Below are 17932 nucleotides of genomic sequence, written 5' to 3' on the forward strand. Positions count from 1 at the left end.
ATCTATTTTGTTTTTACAGGATGTCCGCCAAACTCTTTGCGTAACGCTGCAAGAACTTTATTTGAATATACGTCACCCTGACGCGATTCAAAACGTTTGAAGAGCGATTGAGCAAGCACAGGGGTGGAAACCCCGTATTCAATACTGTTGAGTACAGTCCAGCGTCCTTCGCCGGAATCATCAACGTAGCCTTTAATTGAGGAGAGGTCAGGATCTCGTTTGTAGGCTGTTGTGAGTAGCTCAAGTAACCAGGAACGGATAACGCTACCTTGTCCCCACAAGTCGGCAATGCCACCTAGGTCAAGCTTGTCGAAGGGGCCATTGTGCATCAGGTCAAAACCTTCGCCTATAGCTTCCATCATTGCGTACTCAATACCGTTGTGCACCATTTTGACAAAATGACCTGAGCCGACAGGACCAACGTGTTTCCAGCCACGTGGTGGAGCCAGTGTGTCAAAAAGTGGTTTTGCACGACGCACGTGACGATCTTTTCCGCCTACCATGGTGCAATATCCTACTTTTAATCCCCATACTCCTCCGGAAACGCCGGCATCTATGTAACCGCAGCCTTTTTGGTAAAATGCTTTTGCATGTTCCAAGTCGTCTTTCCAGTAGGAGTTGCCGCCTTCGATAACCATATCATCAGGAACAAGCGTATCTAAAATTTCTTTTAAGGCCATGTCGGTGACGTTTCCCGCGGGCAGCATGCACCATACAACACGCGGACATGTAAGTTTTTGTATTGCTTCTTTAATTGATTCTGCTCCGATGGCACCTTCGTTGACCATGGCGGTAACTTTATCAGGAGAGCGATTCCAAACTACAACTTTATGGCCACCTTGAAGAAGACGGCGGGCCATATTCATTCCCATTCGACCAAGACCTATCATTGCTACTTGCATATGATTACCTCTGAAAAAGTAATGTGGTTTCTGGTAAAAGGAAGAATCCATATTTGAGTATATGTCTCTGATGTGCTTCTGAGGGTAACAGGCTAGGTTCTAATAATTTTTCTATGTTCTGTTATGTTTTGAAAAAATACAGAAGTAATGAAGTAATAATGTCGGGCATACAGAAGAAACACACTCTTCACCGTACGTGAGCTGGGCTGTTAGTGCAATTTGCTGCGGTTATAAGTAACGTTGATATGTGTGGGAACGTTGCTTTTTAGATTTGTTTTTTGTGATTTGTACAAATTACAAAGAGTGATTTTTTGTATTTGATTGGCGAGATTAATAGAGGTGGAAACGGCGGTATTACACTTTGTCAGCAAAAACAGTTCCTGATATGCTTTTCAAATGCGAATCGTAATTCTGTCAGATATTCACGCAAATTATGAAGCCCTTATCAGTGTGCTGCATGATATTGCACGGACTTTTCCGGATGTTTCTGAAATAATTTCCCTTGGGGATATTGTGGGGTATGGGCCTGACCCTGAACTGTGCGTAAAAACTGTTCAGGAGCACGGTATACTTTCTGTTGCTGGAAACCATGAATTAGGTGTTGGGCGCAAGAAATACCGTTCCTGTTTTAATAAGCAAGCTGCTGAGGTAGTTGATAAGACAGCGCAAATGTTATCTGAAGCGTCACTTGAGTATCTGCGTTCGCTTCCTCTTGTGCTTTCTCGCCATGGCTCGTTGTTTGTCCATGGCCTGCCACCGCGTTCTGCATTCCAGTATGTTTGGGAATTGAATAAAGAAAGAGTTCTTCTAAAATTTTCGCGTTTTTCTGAACAGATTGCTTTTATGGGACACACGCATGAGCTTGGACTTATTCGTTGTTCGGATGGCGAAGTTGAGTGGAGTGATCTTAAAGAGGGAAAATATTCTCTAGATTTTATCAGTCGGTATATGGTGAACGCAGGTGCGGTGGGACAACCGCGAGATCGTGATCCACGTGCAAAGTATCTTGTGTGGGATACTGAGACCCACGAGCTTATTGTTCGGTGCGTTGCGTATGACCCCACAGAGACTATTGCCAAAATGAAAGAACGCGGACTGCCGGAACGATACGCCATGCGTTTGCTGTCATAGAGTTACAGGAAGAGATACATGAAAATTGGACGTTATACTGTGTGCGGCCTGCTTGGCAGAGGCGGAATGGGGGCTGTGTTCAAAGCCCGTCAGCCGATAACTGGGCGCATTGTTGCTTTGAAAGTACTTAAGCCATCAGAGATGATGGAGTTTCTTGTTGATCAGGAAGAACTTGTTGAGCGTTTTGAAGCAGAAGCCCGCATTATGGGAAAACTCGATCATCCTAATATCGCTGCTATATGGGATTATGATGTAGCCGACGGCACGCCGTTTTTTGTTATGGAATATTTTTGCCGTAATCTTGGTATGGTAATCGGTGAAAGTTATCGAGTGGAGGCGCCAACGCGTAAACTTCCGCTTACCACCGCTGTGTCCTATGCGTCACAGACTCTTGATGCGCTCTACCGGATGCATCAGGCAGGGATTGTGCACAGGGATGTGAAGCCGTTTAACCTGATGATTACAGGACTTGATGAAATCAAGCTTATTGATTTTGGTCTGTCGCGGCTTCGCGGCGAGATGAAGCCTACGTCTGCCGCAAAGGGAGAACGTGTAGGCTCCCCGTACTATGCCGCTCCGGAGCAGGAGGCAGCGCCGGACAGTGTAGATGGAAGATCAGATATTTTTTCTGTAGGAGTTATGCTGTACCGAATGCTTACAGGGGTGTTGCCTACAGACGAAGCACTGTATACAAACAATATGGCTCCGCGTGCCAGCCAGTATTCTCTTGATTTGAATAGCGAGTGGGATGCTTTTTTTGATACAGCTATGGCGGTTGACCCGGAACAGCGTTTTTCTACTGCTAAAGAAATGCGTATTGCGCTTGATGTGTTGGTGGAAAAATGGCGTGAACGGGTTGATAATGAATGCCGGTTTATTGATGAGTTTGCGGAAATACCGCCGTGCCCGACAGATACCCCTGTTATGCGTACAGAGGGTGTTAAAGTACGTCTTGCTAATGCGCAGCAGGCCTTCGGGCTAGACTCATTATGGCGTCCTGATTGCGTAGGAATGGCAGACCTTGTTGATAATGAGGATGGAACCGTTACGGATGCTGCAACTGGAAAAATGTGGCAGCAGTCCGGTAGTGAATTTGCGTGTACATGGGATGAAGCCCATGCGTACATTGCATCATTGAATGAGAAAAAATTTGCTGGCTTCAATAATTGGCGGTTGCCGACTGTTGATGAGCTTTCGTCACTAGTGCAGGAACCACCGGAGCTTGGAGCGTTTTGTGTGCCGCAGCTTCTTGACAGTGCCCAGGATACACTCTGGACGTGCGACACAAAGTCGTATATGGCGGCATGGTTTGTGAGTGCATCAATGGGCTTTGTAGGCTGGCAGGATATGACGTGTCAGTTTGCTGTCAGAGCGGTGCGCGGGTAGACGAACTATCCATACAGATTAAAAAAGGAGACCTCAAATGGGTCAGGAAATACAGAAAGAATGTACCCGTTGCGGTACATGTTGTGCCAAGGGCGGCCCTGCTCTGCACAAAGCTGATCTGGAGCTTTACGAAAAAGGGGTTTTTCAGCGTAAGGACCTCATGACGTTCCGTCGTGGTGAGTTGGTACGTGACAACGTTACTGGTCAGCTTGTGCCGCTTCAGCAGGAACTCGTTAAAATTACCCGCCGTAACGAAAGCACATGGACTTGCTGCTTTTTTAACGTGGTAGACCGTCTTTGTTTCATCTATAACGACCGTCCGGAAGAATGTAGAACTCTGGACTGTTGGAATCCTGATGCACTTCAGGAAATGTACGAAGAAAACCGCGTTACTCGTTTCGATATTCTCGGCGATAATAACGGCTATGCTGAACTTGTTCGTACACATGAAGAAAAATGTGGCTACGAATACCTTGGAACAATTTACGAGCGTATGAAAGAAGATCCTTCTGCAAAAGAAGATTTTTTGGAAGCTGTACGTTTCGACATGGCGTTCCGTAAGGTCGTTCAGGAAAAAGCGGGGATTCCGGCAGCAGAAATGGAATTTCTTTTTGGCCGTACCCTTGGGGAAACCGTGCATATGTTTGGTCTGCGTATTGTGGAAACCGAGCACGGTCCTGAGCTTGAGACTATTACCGAGAAAAAAGCTAGCTAGCTCCTATTAGGAGGACAGTATGTACATTGTTACTGGTGGCGCCGGAATGATTGGCAGCGCTATGGTCTGGAAGCTCAACGAAATGGGCATCACAGATATTATCGTAGTGGACAACCTCGGTTGTACCGAGAAGTGGAAGAACCTTGTTAACCGTACTTATGAAGAATATATCCATCGTGATACTTTTCTTGAAATGGTGATGACTGATCAGATTCCTTGGGAAATTGATGCAATCATCCATATGGGTGCGTGTTCTTCTACCACAGAAAAAGATGCAGATTTCCTTATGGAAAACAACCTGCAGTACACTAAAGCAATGTGTGAACTTGCGCTTATGAATGACGCACGTTTCATTAACGCTAGTTCTGCTGCAACTTACGGTGACGGTCAGTTTGGTTTTGAGGATTCTCTTGAAACCATGCATAAGCTGAAGCCACTGAACATGTACGGATACTCCAAACAGCTTTTTGATCTCTGGGCAGAACGTACCGGACGCCTCGATAAAATTGCGTCCCTTAAATTCTTCAACGTGTACGGTCCGAACGAATACCATAAAGGCAACATGATGAGTGTTGTTTGTAAGGCATTCTCCCAGATTGGTGAGACACAGGAGATGAAGCTCTTTAAGTCTTATCATCCAGATTACCCGCACGGCGGTCAAAAGCGTGACTTTGTGTACGTAAAAGACTGTGTAGAAGCTATGTGGTGGCTCCTTGAGAACCCGCAGGCAAACGGCCTCTTCAACATCGGTACCGGCACAGCACGTACTTGGAATGCTCTCGCACGATCAGTATTTGCTGCAATGGATATTGAGCCAGAGATCAGCTACATTGAAATGCCGGAAATTTTGCGTGGTAAATACCAGTACTTTACAGAAGCACCAATGAAACGTCTTCAGGATGCCGGTTGTCCTGTGAAATTCCGTTCTCTTGAAGAGGGTGCGAAAGATTACGTGCAGAACTACCTTGCTCAGGACGATCCATACCTTTAATCGTTCAATCTGTGTTTCCCGATATTACGGAAGGGATCACTCTTGTTCTGTATAGAAAGCAATAAAAAAAGGGTGGAGCATTGGCTCCACCCTTTTTTATTGCTGAGTATTAGAGAATATCGTCACCACAGCGAATGTGGCACATTGCTACTGGTTCGCGGACAATGATGCCCTGTTGAATCATGTCGCAAAGTGTTTCTGAAAAAGTATCGAGCTTTTCTTTTTCGTCAATCATCTGGATAGTTACCGGAACATCAGAACTTCTGCCCATCGGGCGTTCCCGACGCAGTCTCTTTGCTGCGCCGAATCCCATAATTCCTTTAGTTACAGTCGCGCCGGCAATACCGCTTTCCTGGGCTTTTTCAACAATTGCGCGGTATAATGGTTCGCCATTGTGGGTTTTATCTTCATCAACGATGCATGTAATACGTTCAACATTTGTGCATTCTGTCATTTCGGCCTCCGTCGGAGCTGCTCTCAGCGTTGCGGTGTATTGGAAAATTGTGTGCGTATTCTTTTTTTAAGAAAAAATTCAATGAATACCGTAACAGAATACAGTTTCCATGCAGTTGTATCTGCTATTTTAAAGAGAGCGGTAGATAGTTCTTTGTATATAAACAGAAAATTGTTGGAACTGGCATCAGAGGTTTTTTGTAAAAGTCTGTAATGTTGAAATTAATGATGTTCTAAGTATTGATGTTTGCCTTATGATTTTTTTCAACCTGTTGTATTAGGTAATAAAAAACGGTCAGCATAATAATTATGCTGACCGTTGGATGCTTTTTACAGTGAGTAAAGCCTGCTAACTTACCCTTTACGTTTGAACATCTTCTCGAGATCATCAATGGTGAACTGCAATACAGCAGGACGACCATGCGGGCAGTAGGTTCTGTCCGGTGTGGTAAGCCATTGGGCAATAAGGCCGGCTGCTTCGTCTGAGGTGAGCTTTTGTCCGGCTTTGATAGCACTTTTGCAGGACATCATAGCCCACATGTCTTCCATTGAGCTTATTTGACCTGAGAGAATTTCCCGTAGAAATTCTTTTGCTTCCGCTGTTTCAAGTGCATTTGGAATACCCTTCACACGGACTTCAGTTTCTCCGGATGTTGCCAGAGAGAAGCCGATTTTCTCCAGATCACCCCACATTTCCTGTAGCCTGTGTGTTTCAGAAGGATGAAGCGTAAGGCTGATAGGCAATGCTAATAGTTGGGAGTATCCTTGCGATGCATCGCGTTTGATGCGTTCAAATAAAATTCGTTCGTGCACCGCATGCTGATCCAGTAGTACGAGTTTTTGATTTTGTTGACGGATAATCAGATAAGTATCTGCCAGTTGCCCCAGATAGGTTAGGTCACCGATAGTGACACTCTGATTATCCATTTTTGGTTCGGAATATTCCTGTGATTCGTAGTAGTCTGCTGTCGAAGTGGCTGCCACCCCTGCGGACTGTACTTCTTCTGCATATGCCTGAGTTGGAGGTACAATGGAAAGGTCTGCTTGTTTAGTAATAGCAGCTGGTGGCTCTTCAAGTTCGAGAACAGGAGAAAATGCTTCTGCCGGATGCGTTGTGGATGGAGTGAATTCAATGGTCACATCATCGGTGTTTTCTACCGTGGCTAAGGTTTCAGCAGTGGTGTTGTGCGTTGTGCGTACAATTTCTGTTTCGTGTCCAGCAGGTTCAGTACTTGGCTTGCTGTTTATCACACTGTGATCATCTGCTGCACCCCAGAAGCCAGCTGGCTTTGGTGGCGGTGAAGTGAAATCTAAGGATGCCTGTGTAGCAGCTGGAGCCTGTTTGGAAGGCGAAAAAGGATCGGTTCCTGCTTCAACCTGTTCAAGTACGGTGAGTTCATCCAGAGCGTTTTCAACACCTTTACGTACAGCAAGATAGACACTGTTTTCATCCTGAAAGCGGACTTCGTTTTTAGCAGGGTGCACGTTGGCATCTACGAGTTCCGGTTGCATTTCAAGAAACAACGCAATCTGCGGATATTCTTTGCTGAGCAGACGTCCTTTGTATCCGTCGCGCACTGCACGCATGAGGAGTCTGTCATTCACTGAGCGGCCGTTTACCCAGAAAAGCATACGGTCTGCACGTGGCTGTGCTTTTTGCGGGTGACCTGTAAGGCCTCGCACGGTATAGCTTTCGCGGTTGTATTCCAGAGGAATCAGTGATTCCGTAATAGCTGGAGGCCAAAGGGTAGCGAGTCGGTCTCGAAGAGTTTGGTTTTTAGGAAAACGCCACACTTCTCGTCCGTTATTGGTAAATGTGAATCCGACATCAGGGCGTGCAAGTGCAAGGCGCGAAAGCATATCCTGACATCGCTTAGTTTCTGTATTTTTGGTTTTTAAAAATTTGAGTCGTGCCGGAATGTTAGCAAACAGGTCACGAATTTCAACAACCGTTCCTTGATGCAGCGCCGCAGGTCCCTGACTGACAATATTGCCGTGTTCTACTTTAATGAAAAAGGCGTCTGACGGACTATTAGGAACTTCAGGTACTGGTGCAGAGGTTATGGTAAATGTAGAGACAGAGGCGATTGACGGTAGTGCCTCACCACGGAAACCGTAGCTGCCAATGCTCATCAATTCTTCCAGACTTGAGACCTTGCTTGTGGCATGGCGTGTGACGGCCATTTCCAGTTCATTCTGAGGAATGCCGTGGCCATTATCGCGCACCAGAATAAGAGTCTGTCCACCTTCCTCTATTGTTATGTCTACGTGTGTGGCTCCAGCATCAATGCTGTTTTCAACGAGTTCTTTCACAACAGAAGCTGGGCGTTCTACCACTTCACCAGCAGCGATCTGGTTACGAAGGTCGGATGGCAGTACTTGGATATGGCGTCTGGTTTCAGTTTTTTGTGTCATACAAATTCCACTCTACGGGGCGGTTGATGTTAGAACTGACGGTTCTATTATTCGTGTACTTAATTAGTTCTGCTTTGGCAATTTGCAACACTAAAGTTGACTTTTGCGATGACAGCTTTGGGCGGGTGCGTACGGATGGCGCTGGATTGGGAGTTTTAGCGATAAGTTATAACATGAGTAAATGTAAAAGAAGTTTACAAGAACCCTCTGGCTCGTTACCTATTTAATAGAAGGTTGTGAAACTGTAAGGTTTAGGCGGTTTCACATTATTTTGCTGTAAGTCAGAGGCGTGGTTGCAGCAAAGTACGAAAATAAAGGGACTCAATGGTGAGTCCCCTTATTTTTTGCCTAGTTGCTAAGATCTACGTCCATAAATTTCACAAGCTCAAAAAGTTTTTTCTGCTGTGTTGAGATGATGTGAAACAGCGAGTTTTGTGGAACCAGTATATAAGGGACGTCTTCCTGTCTTCTAAACAGGAAGTGGGATAGAATCATGCGGTTAATTGCCTGATGTCCCACAATAAGGACACGCTCCGCGTTCCCAGAAAGGAAGAGTGCTTTTTTCAACCCTCTGTCTACACGTTCTTTTAAGGTGATGTATCCTTCGCCCTTTGGATAAACATAACCGTACTTATCTTCTGAACGTTCCAAGGCGATATCCGGGTATTGTTCTTTTATCTCAGCGTATCGTAAATTTTCACATACCCCTGCGTCGATTTCATCGAATTCCAGAAGCGGAATGACTGTGCAGTTTGGCATATTGTCTACCACGTACTGTGCGGTCTGTCTGGAGCGTCGCTTCATGCTGGTGAATACGTAGTTAATTTCTTGTCCCTTGAAATATTCACCAAGTGCTTTGGCTTGCTTGTGTCCAAGCTCTGTCAGCGAGGAGTCGCCCCCAATTCTGTCCATCACGTTGTATTCTGTCTGTCCATGGCGTGCGAGATAGAGGTTACGTACCCAGTCTGAAACAAGAATATCTCGAATGTTCGGATAGAACGGCACCCCGCTTGGTACGTTTTCATTCAGAATACGATTGTGAAGGGAATCAATTGCTACCCACATTTTTTCATCTACTAACGGGGAGTAGATATGCTCGTAGTACTGGATGCGCTCTTTAAAGCTCATGCAGGCTTCTTCTTCTGTAAGTTTCGAGAATTCTGGTAGCTTTGTTTTGCGCAGGATAGATGCTTCGACCAGCTCTTCATCGTTATTGATGCATTCAATCCAGAGGATTGGATAGACTGCCATGCGTTCAATTGTGAGACGGCGATGACGGCTGACGTTGGTTGCATCCAGAATGGCGACGTTGCCGTCGCCCTGCAAAAATTCCGTAGCACGGTTCATATTGAGAACGGCAATCTCTTCACGCGCAGCTTTACCTGTCTGATTTGTAGGGCTGTAAAATTGTGGTTCTGAAGATTTGGCACCTAGAATTTCACGACGCAGGTCTCCGTTATTGAAAATCTGTGTTCGAATACCTTCTTTTGAGAGGCCATCAAGAATTTTTGCGGCAACCGTTGTTTTACCGCGAGCTGGTAGACCTACCATACCAATATAAAGCTTATGCATTGTTCCTCCGGCATGTGCAAAACCGTCGTCAACGTTCATTGGGCACAGATTGAGACCACAGTGTGAAGTGCACGCGTGAGAAAAAGTCCGGCGTGAACCCGAGTTAACCTGATGTGGGAGTATGATTTTTTAGCAGATCACAATGATGTGCGGAGTTGGCATCAATCTGGTCGGTAGTGTCTCTCTTCCTTGTGGTTATGTCCAGCGTCCAAATAGCCCTGTAAGCTCTGCGAGCCGTTGGAACATAGGATGATGCAGTTGTTCTTTGGTCATGCGCCATTCCCAGTTGCCTTCTGCAGTGGATGGGGTGTTCATCCTGCCGGAGTTGTCCAGCCCGATGATGTCCTGCACCGGAAAGATTACGGTGTTTGCAACACTCTGCATGGCAAGACGCATAAACGTTATGTGCACATTATCAAGGTCGGTACATTGGCCTACAAATTCATGCAGGTTACTTCGTCCTTGATCTCCAGCTTCAGTAACATACCAGCCTTTCACCGTGGAGTTGTCATGCGTGCCGGTGTAGAGAACGCAGTGCGGTTCATGGTGGAACGGAGTATCCGGATTTCGGGTTAGGTCACCTCCGAAGCCGAATTGAAGAATTTTCATTCCAGGTAGGTAGAACTGCTGTTTCAATTCTCGCACGTCCGCTGTGATGACTCCAAGGTCTTCTGCGATAAATGGGAGTATTCCAAGGCGTAGGCTGAAGGTTCTGAACAGTTCCATGCCTGGAACTTCCACCCATTTCCCGTTTATTGCAGTCTGCTCTTCTGATGGTATTTCCCAATAACCAGCAAACCCTCTGAAGTGGTCGAGCCGGATTTTATCTACCAGTTTGATGTTGTGTTGCATGCGCTGCACCCACCATGCAAAATTTTCATTTCGCATAGCGTCCCAGTTAAATACAGGGTTCCCCCAGCGCTGGCCTGTTTCGCTGAAATAGTCCGGTGGAACACCGCCCACATGTGTCGGGTTGCCGTTATGATCAAGTTTAAACAGATGTGGAGACGTCCAGACATCGGCGCTGTGATGCGTGACATAAATAGGTACATCACCAATGAGGTTCAGCCCGTTCCGGTTACAGTACGCACGTAGCCTGCGCCACTGGGAAAAGAAAATGAACTGCACAAATTCTTCAAACTCAATGGCATCCTTATGATCGGCATCCCATTGTAGCAGTGCTTCTTCTTCCCTGTACTTTAAAGGCTCTGGCCATTCACTCCATATCTTACCAGGATGTTCATCCATGATGGTTACAAAGCGTGCATAATCCCGCAGCCAATCCGCATTGTTTTCTTTAAATTTCGCAAAGCGGTCTGAAGAGCTAAGGGAATCTTTCTTACGTTCATAGGCGAGTCGAAGCAGATGAGCCTTGTAGATGCCGGTGGCTCCATAATGTACAAATGCTGCATGCCCTGTAGGAGCGTCGCGAACTTCTTCAAAAGTGATGATACCGTCTTCGACCATTAGTTCTGGGCTGATGAGCAGCGGATTGCCTGCAAAGGCAGACCAGCTAGCATAGGGGGAGTTGCCCATAATTTCAGTTGTGGGAGTTGTTGGCAAAAATTGCCAATACAGTTGTCCGTGCGATCGGAGGAAATCGGCAAAGTCGTACGCAGCTGGACCTAAATCGCCGATACCGAATCGCGATGGAAGAGAAGTAATATGTAAAAGTACTCCGCTGGAGCGAATATTCATAAGAGCCTCCAAAAATAACGTTGCCTCTACTTGTATATCATGGAGGCAGCATTGGAGACTAGGGTGGAAACTTAATTATACAGGAGTTGAATAGAGTTCTGTTCTCGTACGGTGTTAACCGGTGCAAGATCCAGAACGGAGGTGAGAAGGTCCTTAAGGAAGTTTTGCTCTTTCTTAGGTCCTTCTTCAAGAGGTAGCGGAGCGTCAAGCTTACAGAGCTTTGTCAGTTCCATATAGGCGGTTTCTCTGTCACCGAGTATGTCCACAAAACCTGCTGCAAGAGCTTGCTGACCAGTCATGACACGACCGTCTGCATATGGGAGAATCTGTTCCCGCTTCATGTGGCGGCCTTCAACAATGACATCAATGAACTGGTTGTACATGTCCATGATAATAGCTTGGAAATATTCACGTTCTTCCGGTGTCATTGTCTGGAAAGGACTACCTGCAGCCTTGAGCTTGCCGCTTGTGAGAGAAAGATAGGAAACGCCAATTTTTTGCATCAGCCCCTTGAAGTTAGGGAGTTCCATTTTAACGCCGATAGAGCCGGTGAGCGTTGCGGGGTTTGCAACAATTTTGTGTCCGGCTGCTGCAATGTAGTATCCGCCGGAAGCGGCTACTGTACCCATTGAGATAACAACAGGCTTAACTTCGGCAAGGCGCTTGATAGCGTAGTACATCTCTTGTGATGCTGCTACACCGCCGCCCGGAGAATTGATGCGAACAATGACGCCCTTGATGGAGTCGTTATTGCGTAGTTTGTATGCCCATTCGGAGACCTTACGAGAGTCACCGATAAAGCCTTCAACGTTGATTACGCCGAATTTATCTTGCGTAAAATAAGGCATTGAGTTGCCTTTTGAAACGCGTAAAGCCGCAGTAGCGCCTGCGAACAGGGCTACTGCGGCAATAATTAGCATTATGCCAAACAGAAGCGGATGCTTCTGCGAGAAGTTGGGCTTATTCGCCTGCATCCTCAAGCTGCTTGAAGATATCGCCGAGGGTCTGCTGACCAGCATCGGAACCGCCGGAACGGAATTCACGAGGCTTTTTGCGATCTTCTTCGTCTTTAAGCTGTTTGATGGAAAGTCCAAGACGACGTTCTTCAGCGCTAACGTGGATAACTTTAGCTTTGATGGTTACGCCTTCTTTGAACATTTCAGAAGGAGACTTCACTTTTTTCTGGGAAATTTCAGAAACGTGAACGAGACCTTCGATGCCTTCTTCTACTTCAACGAAGAGACCAAAGTCAGTGATGTTGGTTACAACACCTTCAACGATGGTACCGTTAGGGTAGTTGGAAGGAACTTTAGACCATGGATCTTCGGAAAGCTGTTTAACACCAAGGGTGAATTTCTCGCTGTCCTGATCAACTGTAAGAACTTTTGCCTGTACAGTGTCACCAACCTGGAAGAGTTCGTTAGGGTGGCGGATCTTTTTGGTCCAAGAGATGTCAGAAACGTGAATCAGGCCGTCAATGCCATCTTCGATACCGATGAACATACCGAATTCGGTGATGTTTTTGATAACACCTTCGAGGATGGTACCTTCAGGGTATTTTTCAGCAACGATTTCCCATGGGTTTGGCTTAACCTGTTTCATGCCAAGGGAGATGCGTTTTTTATCTTCGTCTACGCCGAGGATAACAACTTCAACTTCGTCGCCTACGCGTACCATCTGGGATGGGTGACGGAGTTTACGGGTCCAGGACATTTCGGAAATGTGCACGAGACCTTCAACGCCTGGCTCGAGTTCCACGAATGCACCGTAATCAACGAGGTTGGTAACCTTACCGCTGAGACGCTGACCTTCAGGGAATTTAGCAGTGATGTCCTGCCATGGATCTTCAACAAGCTGTTTGAGACCGAGAGATACTTTCTGGTTCTCTTTGTCGAAGCTGAGGATTTTAAGCTCGAGTTCCTGACCAAGCTGTACGAGCTCTTTAGGATGGCGGATACGTTTCCAAGACATATCAGTGATATGCAAGAGACCGTCGAGGCCGCCGAGGTCAACGAATACACCGTATTCGGTGATGTTTTTCGCTTTACCTTTAACGATCTGGCCTTCGTCGAGAGTAACGAGAAGGTCCTGACGTTTGGAATCGCGTTCTTCTTCGAGAAGTACACGACGAGAAACGATAACGTTGCTACGACGACGGTTGATCTTCAGTACACGGAATTCAAACTCTTCGTTCACGAGTGCGTCCATGTCTGGCACTGGGCGCAGATCAACGTGGGAGCCAGGAAGGAATGCTTCAATGCCACCGAGGTCTACTGTGTAGCCACCTTTGATACGACGAACGATGCGGCCAGTAACGACGGAGTTCTTTTCCTGAACTTCTTCGAGCTGGTCGAACATCTGCATGCGTTTTGCTTTTTCAAAGGACAGGGTGATGGTGCCTTCCATTTCGTTCTTACGAACAACGAAAACATCCACCTTGTCCCCTACGCCAACGCTTACTGCGCCGTCTGCATCTGCAAACTCGGAAGCAGGGATCTGACCTTCTGACTTAAAGTTTACGTCAACGAGAACGTAGTCATTGTCCACGCGAACGATTTCGCCCTTTACGATTGAACCTTCATCAAGCTCGCCAAAATCAGAGCTAAGGTAATCTTCAAGAGCAGCCTCAAAGCTCATTTCAGCTTCGAGTGAGTTATTTTCCATGGTTTCCATAAAGAATCCTCCAACCAACAAAAAAAATTTTTCCCACTTGGAAAGTGAGATGCGAACTGTTAGCAAATTACGGTTGTAAATTCAACATAAAATGCTGTGAATATCAGGATTTTAGTCGGTTAAGCTCGCTGTTTGTTCAGTTTTACGTATTTTTCTCATATGCTAGACTTAGTGATAAGAAAAAATCTGCAAAAAAAAAATACTGCTGCAAACTATGCGAGCGCGACTAAATCATAGTCACGTGTCTCCACGATTTCTGCTTCAACCATTTCACCTGGTTGTACGCCGGGACCACTCACATAGGTGATGCCGTCCACTTCTGGCGCTTGGAACCATGTACGACCAACATGCAGTCCAGGCCACTCGTCGTGTTCGCTGTCGACGAGCACCTTCATGCGCTGTCCTTCGTATTGCTCCAAAATATCTTCACTGATGTCACCCTGAATTTCCATAAGTGCATCACGGCGCCATTCTTTTTCAACATCATCGATTTGGTTCTCCATGGCTGCGGCTGGTGTGCCTTCTTCTGCTTCATATGCGAAGATGCCAAGGTGATGGAATCGTGTCTCGATGATGAAGTCGCGCAGGTATTCCCACTGTTCTTCTGTTTCACCCGGGTAGCCGACAATAAGGCTGGTGCGGATGGCAGCTTCAGGGAACACATCGCGGATACGGTCAATTACTTCGCGCGGGTTACGTGCAAACGGACGCCCCATGCGGGAGAGTACATCCGGATGTGCGTGCTGGATAGGCACGTCAAAGTACGGCACGAACGGTTCGCCGGCCTCACGTAAGTATTTGAGGAATTCAGTACTTAAGCCGGCAGGGTACAGGTACATGAGACGTAAGCGCTCAAGACCTTCAAGAGGCAGAATTTTATCTAAGAGCTCACGCAGGCCGTGTTTCAAACCTAACTCGCGACCATATGCTGTTACATCCTGAGCGACAAATATAAGTTCTTTCACGCCCTGCGCAAGGGCATGTTTAGCGTCACGTACAACAGTTTCAGCAGGAGTGGTGCGTAAGTCACCGCGGATAGAAGGGATGGTGCAGAACGCACATTTGTGGTTACAGCCATCGCTGATTTTTAAGTACGCGTATGAAGGGCCTGTGGAAATAAGACGGAGCGGGTCCTTGATGAGTGGAAGCTTCATCGCTTTTGCAATCATTTCAGGCCATTCTTCCATCTGGGTGTTTGTCAGCCACAGGTCAACTTCAGGAATTTCAGAAGAAAGATCTTTTTCACCGAAACGGCCAACAAGACAACCGACAACGGCAATAAGAGGACGCTTTCCTGCTGTCATACCCTCAATATCTGCAACAGCCTGCAGGATTGTTTGTACAGACTCTTCAATGGCAGGCTGAATAAAACCGCAGGTGTTAATGAGAACAAGATCAGCATCTTCCGGAGCTTCAACCGGTGTGATCTCTTCACTCACGGCACCTAAAAGCCATTCGGTATCAACCCTGTTCTTAGGGCAGCCAAGGCTTATGGAATAAATATTAATCATGGGGTGGTTTCCAGTATCTATATTATTTTGAATAATGAATCTTGTGTTTGCTGCACTGTCATAGGAGAGATTGTACGTGGAAAGTAAGCAACATTTCGAGAATGACAAGGGGAAAGTTACTACACTTAATATAGCAACTGTAGGCTATCGTCGTATGTTCCGTGAATTGTTAGTACACCTTTTCTCAGAGTTGCCGGAGGGGATGGTGAAAATTAAGGTGCGTGCAATAGCGTGCGCGCCTCAGGAGGAACTACCGGATTTGATATGTCTTGACGACGTCAATTTCTATGACAGTGTTGAGGAGCTATGCGAGAATATTGATGATGTCAATATAGTCTTAGATCTTTCAGAGAAAAGTGAGTATTTGGAGTATGTTAAGCTTTGTGCGCCAGCAGGTGTTTCCGTTGTCGGCGGAGATTCGTTGTGTGTTTTTAAAAAAACGCCTTTGACCCTTGATTTGTTGGAAGGCAAAGCCTGCAGTCTTGAGAGGGCGTTAGGATTTTTTGGTACGTTTGTTGATCAGTCAGAAGAGGAATTTTGGCTTCTGGATAGTAAAGGCGTTGTTCTGGATGCTAACAAGACTGTGTTAAACAGGCAGCGTGATGTCGATCTTGAAGGGGAAGAGGGGACGCTCATACATAATGTACTGCCGTACACGCTACAACCGGATAATGTGGTGGTCAAGGCTGTTGATACAGGAAAGCGAGCAGATCAGGTCATCACAAAAGTCACCAGCGACGGTGACCTTCAGTATTTTGGTTTGTCAGCATACCCGGCTGTGGCGTCTGACGGTACTATACAGTCTGTTATTCTTTCTCGAAGAGATATTACAGAGAATTATAGTATGGTGCGAAAGCTTCAGCAGACAGAGAAGCTCGCAGCCATTGGGGAAATGTCTGCCTTTGTGGCACATGAAATTCGCAATCCTTTGTTCGCCATTGGTGGTTTTGCCCGAGCTTTGTTAAGTCAGGAGACCTTGAATGAAACTGATACCAAAAAAGTGAAAATAATATTTAATGAATCACAACGTCTTGAGAAGATTTTAAAAATTATTCTCAATTTTGCTCGTCCTGCAGTTGGTGAAGGAGATGAAATCGACGTTAATGAGGTTATCTCTGAAGCACTTGGCTTGTTGCGTATGAGGTTTGAGTCGCAAGGGGGAATTGTTACAACTGATTTGGATTCTAACCTTGCTAAGGTGCATGGAAATCCTGACCAACTTAAGCAGTGTATAATTAACGGCATAAAAAATGGGTTTGAAGCCATGCCTGACGGGGGAACACTGCGCGTTGAAACAAAACTTAGTGCTGATAATTGGGTTATTATCCGTATAATGGATTCTGGTGAGGGTATTCCGGATGATATAATTGAGCACCTGTTTAATCCATTTTTTACCACCAAAGCCGGTGGTACAGGTCTCGGGCTGGCTATGACAAAGAAAATTATTGAGGATATGGGTGGTAAGGTAAAAATACGCAGTAAATTGAAAAAAGGGACTGTTCTCGCATTTTATTTACCGCCTGTTTCGCTCGGTCCTCCTGTTGTTGAAAAGCATGATGAGAAAACTGTTATGGAGAAACCTGGTAGTGTCAGTTTCTTAGGTGGATCTAATGATTTTATCCGCAAAACATAATAGCCAGTAGGGACTGCGTGGTTCTGTATCTGACAGTATGTACTATTTTCTGCTTGATGACTGGCGGCATGTGTTACTAGGGTGTGACGCAACATACTGATGGCAGGATGAAAAATATCCTGACACCCCTGTAACGAATAATAATGGTGCGTCTTCGATGACACGGCCTGTAGCTCAGTCATAGTTAGCGTGTGTTTCATACAAGGATAGAGTGATGGAAAAAATTATTGTGCTTGCTACCCGCAATGCAGGCAAGATTGCAGAACTAGAGAAAACCTTAAGCGAGTATGGCCTGTCTGTTCGAGGTCTTGATGCGTATCCTGAAATTGGTGAAATTGTGGAAGATGGCGACACCTTCGAAGAAAATTCCCTCATTAAAGCCCGTACTGTTGCAAAGCTGACAGGGCTGGTTGCTGTGGCTGATGATTCCGGTCTTGAAGTGGACGTATTGGATAAAGCTCCGGGGGTATACTCTGCACGTTACAGCGACGATACTCCAAATTTGAAAGGTGAAACCCGCGATAAACGCAATAATGAAAAATTGCTTATGGAATTGGTGGGGGTACCACATGAAAAACGGACAGCTCGTTTTCGTTGTGTGATGTCTGCATGTTCACCGTCCGGTAAATGTATTACCGCCTCAGGCTCATGGGAAGGCCTTATCGGTGCTGAGGAAGTAGGCGATAACGGTTTTGGATATGATCCATTGTTCGTTGACGCAAATGATGGTGCTGTTTCAGCTTTGCTCAGTCGAGAAGAGAAAAATAAACGCTCACATCGTGGTAATGCGCTTGCTGCACTTCTTGAACAGTGGGATGAATTCTGGAGCAGCTGCGAGTAATAGAGGCTCTT

The 17932-nt window shown here is 46.1% G+C and carries 14 protein-coding genes; 6 read left to right on the plus strand and 8 right to left on the minus strand.

Annotated features, from left to right (window positions below):
- Window positions 1-2 precede the first annotated feature (2 nt).
- The gene (gene gnd / locus BUR09_RS08445) at window positions 3-902 is read right to left on the minus strand and encodes a phosphogluconate dehydrogenase (NAD(+)-dependent, decarboxylating) (RefSeq protein ID WP_074216516.1); all 900 of its coding nucleotides are present in this window, start codon (window positions 900-902) and stop codon (window positions 3-5) included.
- 396 nt (window positions 903-1298) lie between these two features.
- On the opposite strand from gnd, the gene BUR09_RS08450 reads away from it, so the two are divergent.
- From BUR09_RS08450 to rfaD, 4 genes are read left to right on the plus strand one after another with little or no spacing between them, the layout of a single operon-like run.
- The gene (locus BUR09_RS08450; RefSeq protein WP_074216517.1) at window positions 1299-2033 is read left to right on the plus strand and encodes a metallophosphoesterase family protein; all 735 of its coding nucleotides are present in this window, start codon (window positions 1299-1301) and stop codon (window positions 2031-2033) included.
- An 18-nt stretch (window positions 2034-2051) separates the two neighbouring features.
- The gene (locus tag BUR09_RS08455; RefSeq protein ID WP_074216518.1) at window positions 2052-3419 is read left to right on the plus strand and encodes a protein kinase domain-containing protein; all 1368 of its coding nucleotides are present in this window, start codon (window positions 2052-2054) and stop codon (window positions 3417-3419) included.
- 37 nt (window positions 3420-3456) lie between these two features.
- Window positions 3457-4134 (plus strand): YkgJ family cysteine cluster protein, encoded by a 678-nt coding sequence (locus BUR09_RS08460; RefSeq protein WP_074216519.1) that lies wholly within the window; start codon window positions 3457-3459, stop codon window positions 4132-4134.
- Between the two features lie 19 nt (window positions 4135-4153).
- Window positions 4154-5125: an ADP-glyceromanno-heptose 6-epimerase gene (gene rfaD, locus BUR09_RS08465; protein WP_074216520.1), complete on the plus strand. Its 972-nt coding sequence runs from the start codon at window positions 4154-4156 to the stop codon at window positions 5123-5125.
- Window positions 5126-5234: 109 nt separating this feature from the next.
- On the opposite strand, the gene BUR09_RS08470 is transcribed toward rfaD, so the two are convergent.
- The 7 genes from BUR09_RS08470 to rimO all read right to left on the minus strand — a co-directional run bounded on the left by BUR09_RS08470 (window position 5235) and on the right by rimO (window position 15447).
- Window positions 5235-5579 carry a DUF190 domain-containing protein gene (locus BUR09_RS08470; protein WP_074216521.1) on the minus strand — a complete coding sequence of 115 codons (345 nt, stop codon included), beginning with the start codon at window positions 5577-5579 and terminating at the stop codon, window positions 5235-5237.
- A gap of 353 nt (window positions 5580-5932) precedes the next feature.
- A complete protein-coding gene (gene mutL / locus BUR09_RS08475) occupies window positions 5933-7993 on the minus strand; it encodes a DNA mismatch repair endonuclease MutL (protein ID WP_074216522.1) in 2061 nt (686 codons plus the stop codon).
- 348 nt (window positions 7994-8341) lie between these two features.
- Window positions 8342-9565 (minus strand): bifunctional nucleoside/nucleotide kinase/histidine phosphatase family protein, encoded by a 1224-nt coding sequence (locus BUR09_RS08480; protein ID WP_074216523.1) that lies wholly within the window; start codon window positions 9563-9565, stop codon window positions 8342-8344.
- 195 nt (window positions 9566-9760) lie between these two features.
- Window positions 9761-11263: a 4-alpha-glucanotransferase gene (gene malQ / locus BUR09_RS08485; protein WP_074216524.1), complete on the minus strand. Its 1503-nt coding sequence runs from the start codon at window positions 11261-11263 to the stop codon at window positions 9761-9763.
- Between the two features lie 71 nt (window positions 11264-11334).
- Window positions 11335-12237, minus strand: a complete 903-nt coding sequence (gene sppA / locus BUR09_RS08490; protein WP_074216525.1) for a signal peptide peptidase SppA — start codon at window positions 12235-12237, stop codon at window positions 11335-11337.
- On the minus strand, window positions 12224-13936 hold the full coding sequence (locus BUR09_RS08495; RefSeq protein ID WP_074216526.1) for a 30S ribosomal protein S1: 1713 nt from the start codon (window positions 13934-13936) through the stop codon (window positions 12224-12226). Before BUR09_RS08495 ends, sppA begins: the two co-directional genes overlap by 14 nt.
- Window positions 13937-14148: 212 nt before the next feature.
- A complete protein-coding gene (gene rimO / locus BUR09_RS08500; RefSeq protein WP_074216527.1) occupies window positions 14149-15447 on the minus strand; it encodes a 30S ribosomal protein S12 methylthiotransferase RimO in 1299 nt (432 codons plus the stop codon).
- 76 nt (window positions 15448-15523) lie between these two features.
- Here rimO and BUR09_RS08505 point away from each other — a divergent pair, with 76 nt between their 5' ends.
- Both BUR09_RS08505 and rdgB read left to right on the plus strand, forming a co-directional pair.
- Window positions 15524-17080, plus strand: coding sequence for a two-component system sensor histidine kinase NtrB (locus BUR09_RS08505; RefSeq protein ID WP_074216528.1), 1557 nt, complete (start codon window positions 15524-15526; stop codon window positions 17078-17080).
- 214 nt (window positions 17081-17294) lie between these two features.
- Window positions 17295-17921 carry an RdgB/HAM1 family non-canonical purine NTP pyrophosphatase gene (gene rdgB, locus BUR09_RS08510; protein ID WP_139296786.1) on the plus strand — a complete coding sequence of 209 codons (627 nt, stop codon included), beginning with the start codon at window positions 17295-17297 and terminating at the stop codon, window positions 17919-17921.
- The last annotated feature ends 11 nt before the right edge of the window (window positions 17922-17932 follow it).

The organism is Halodesulfovibrio marinisediminis DSM 17456 (genome assembly GCF_900129975.1).
GTDB classification, from domain to species: Bacteria; Desulfobacterota; Desulfovibrionia; order Desulfovibrionales; family Desulfovibrionaceae; genus Halodesulfovibrio; species Halodesulfovibrio marinisediminis.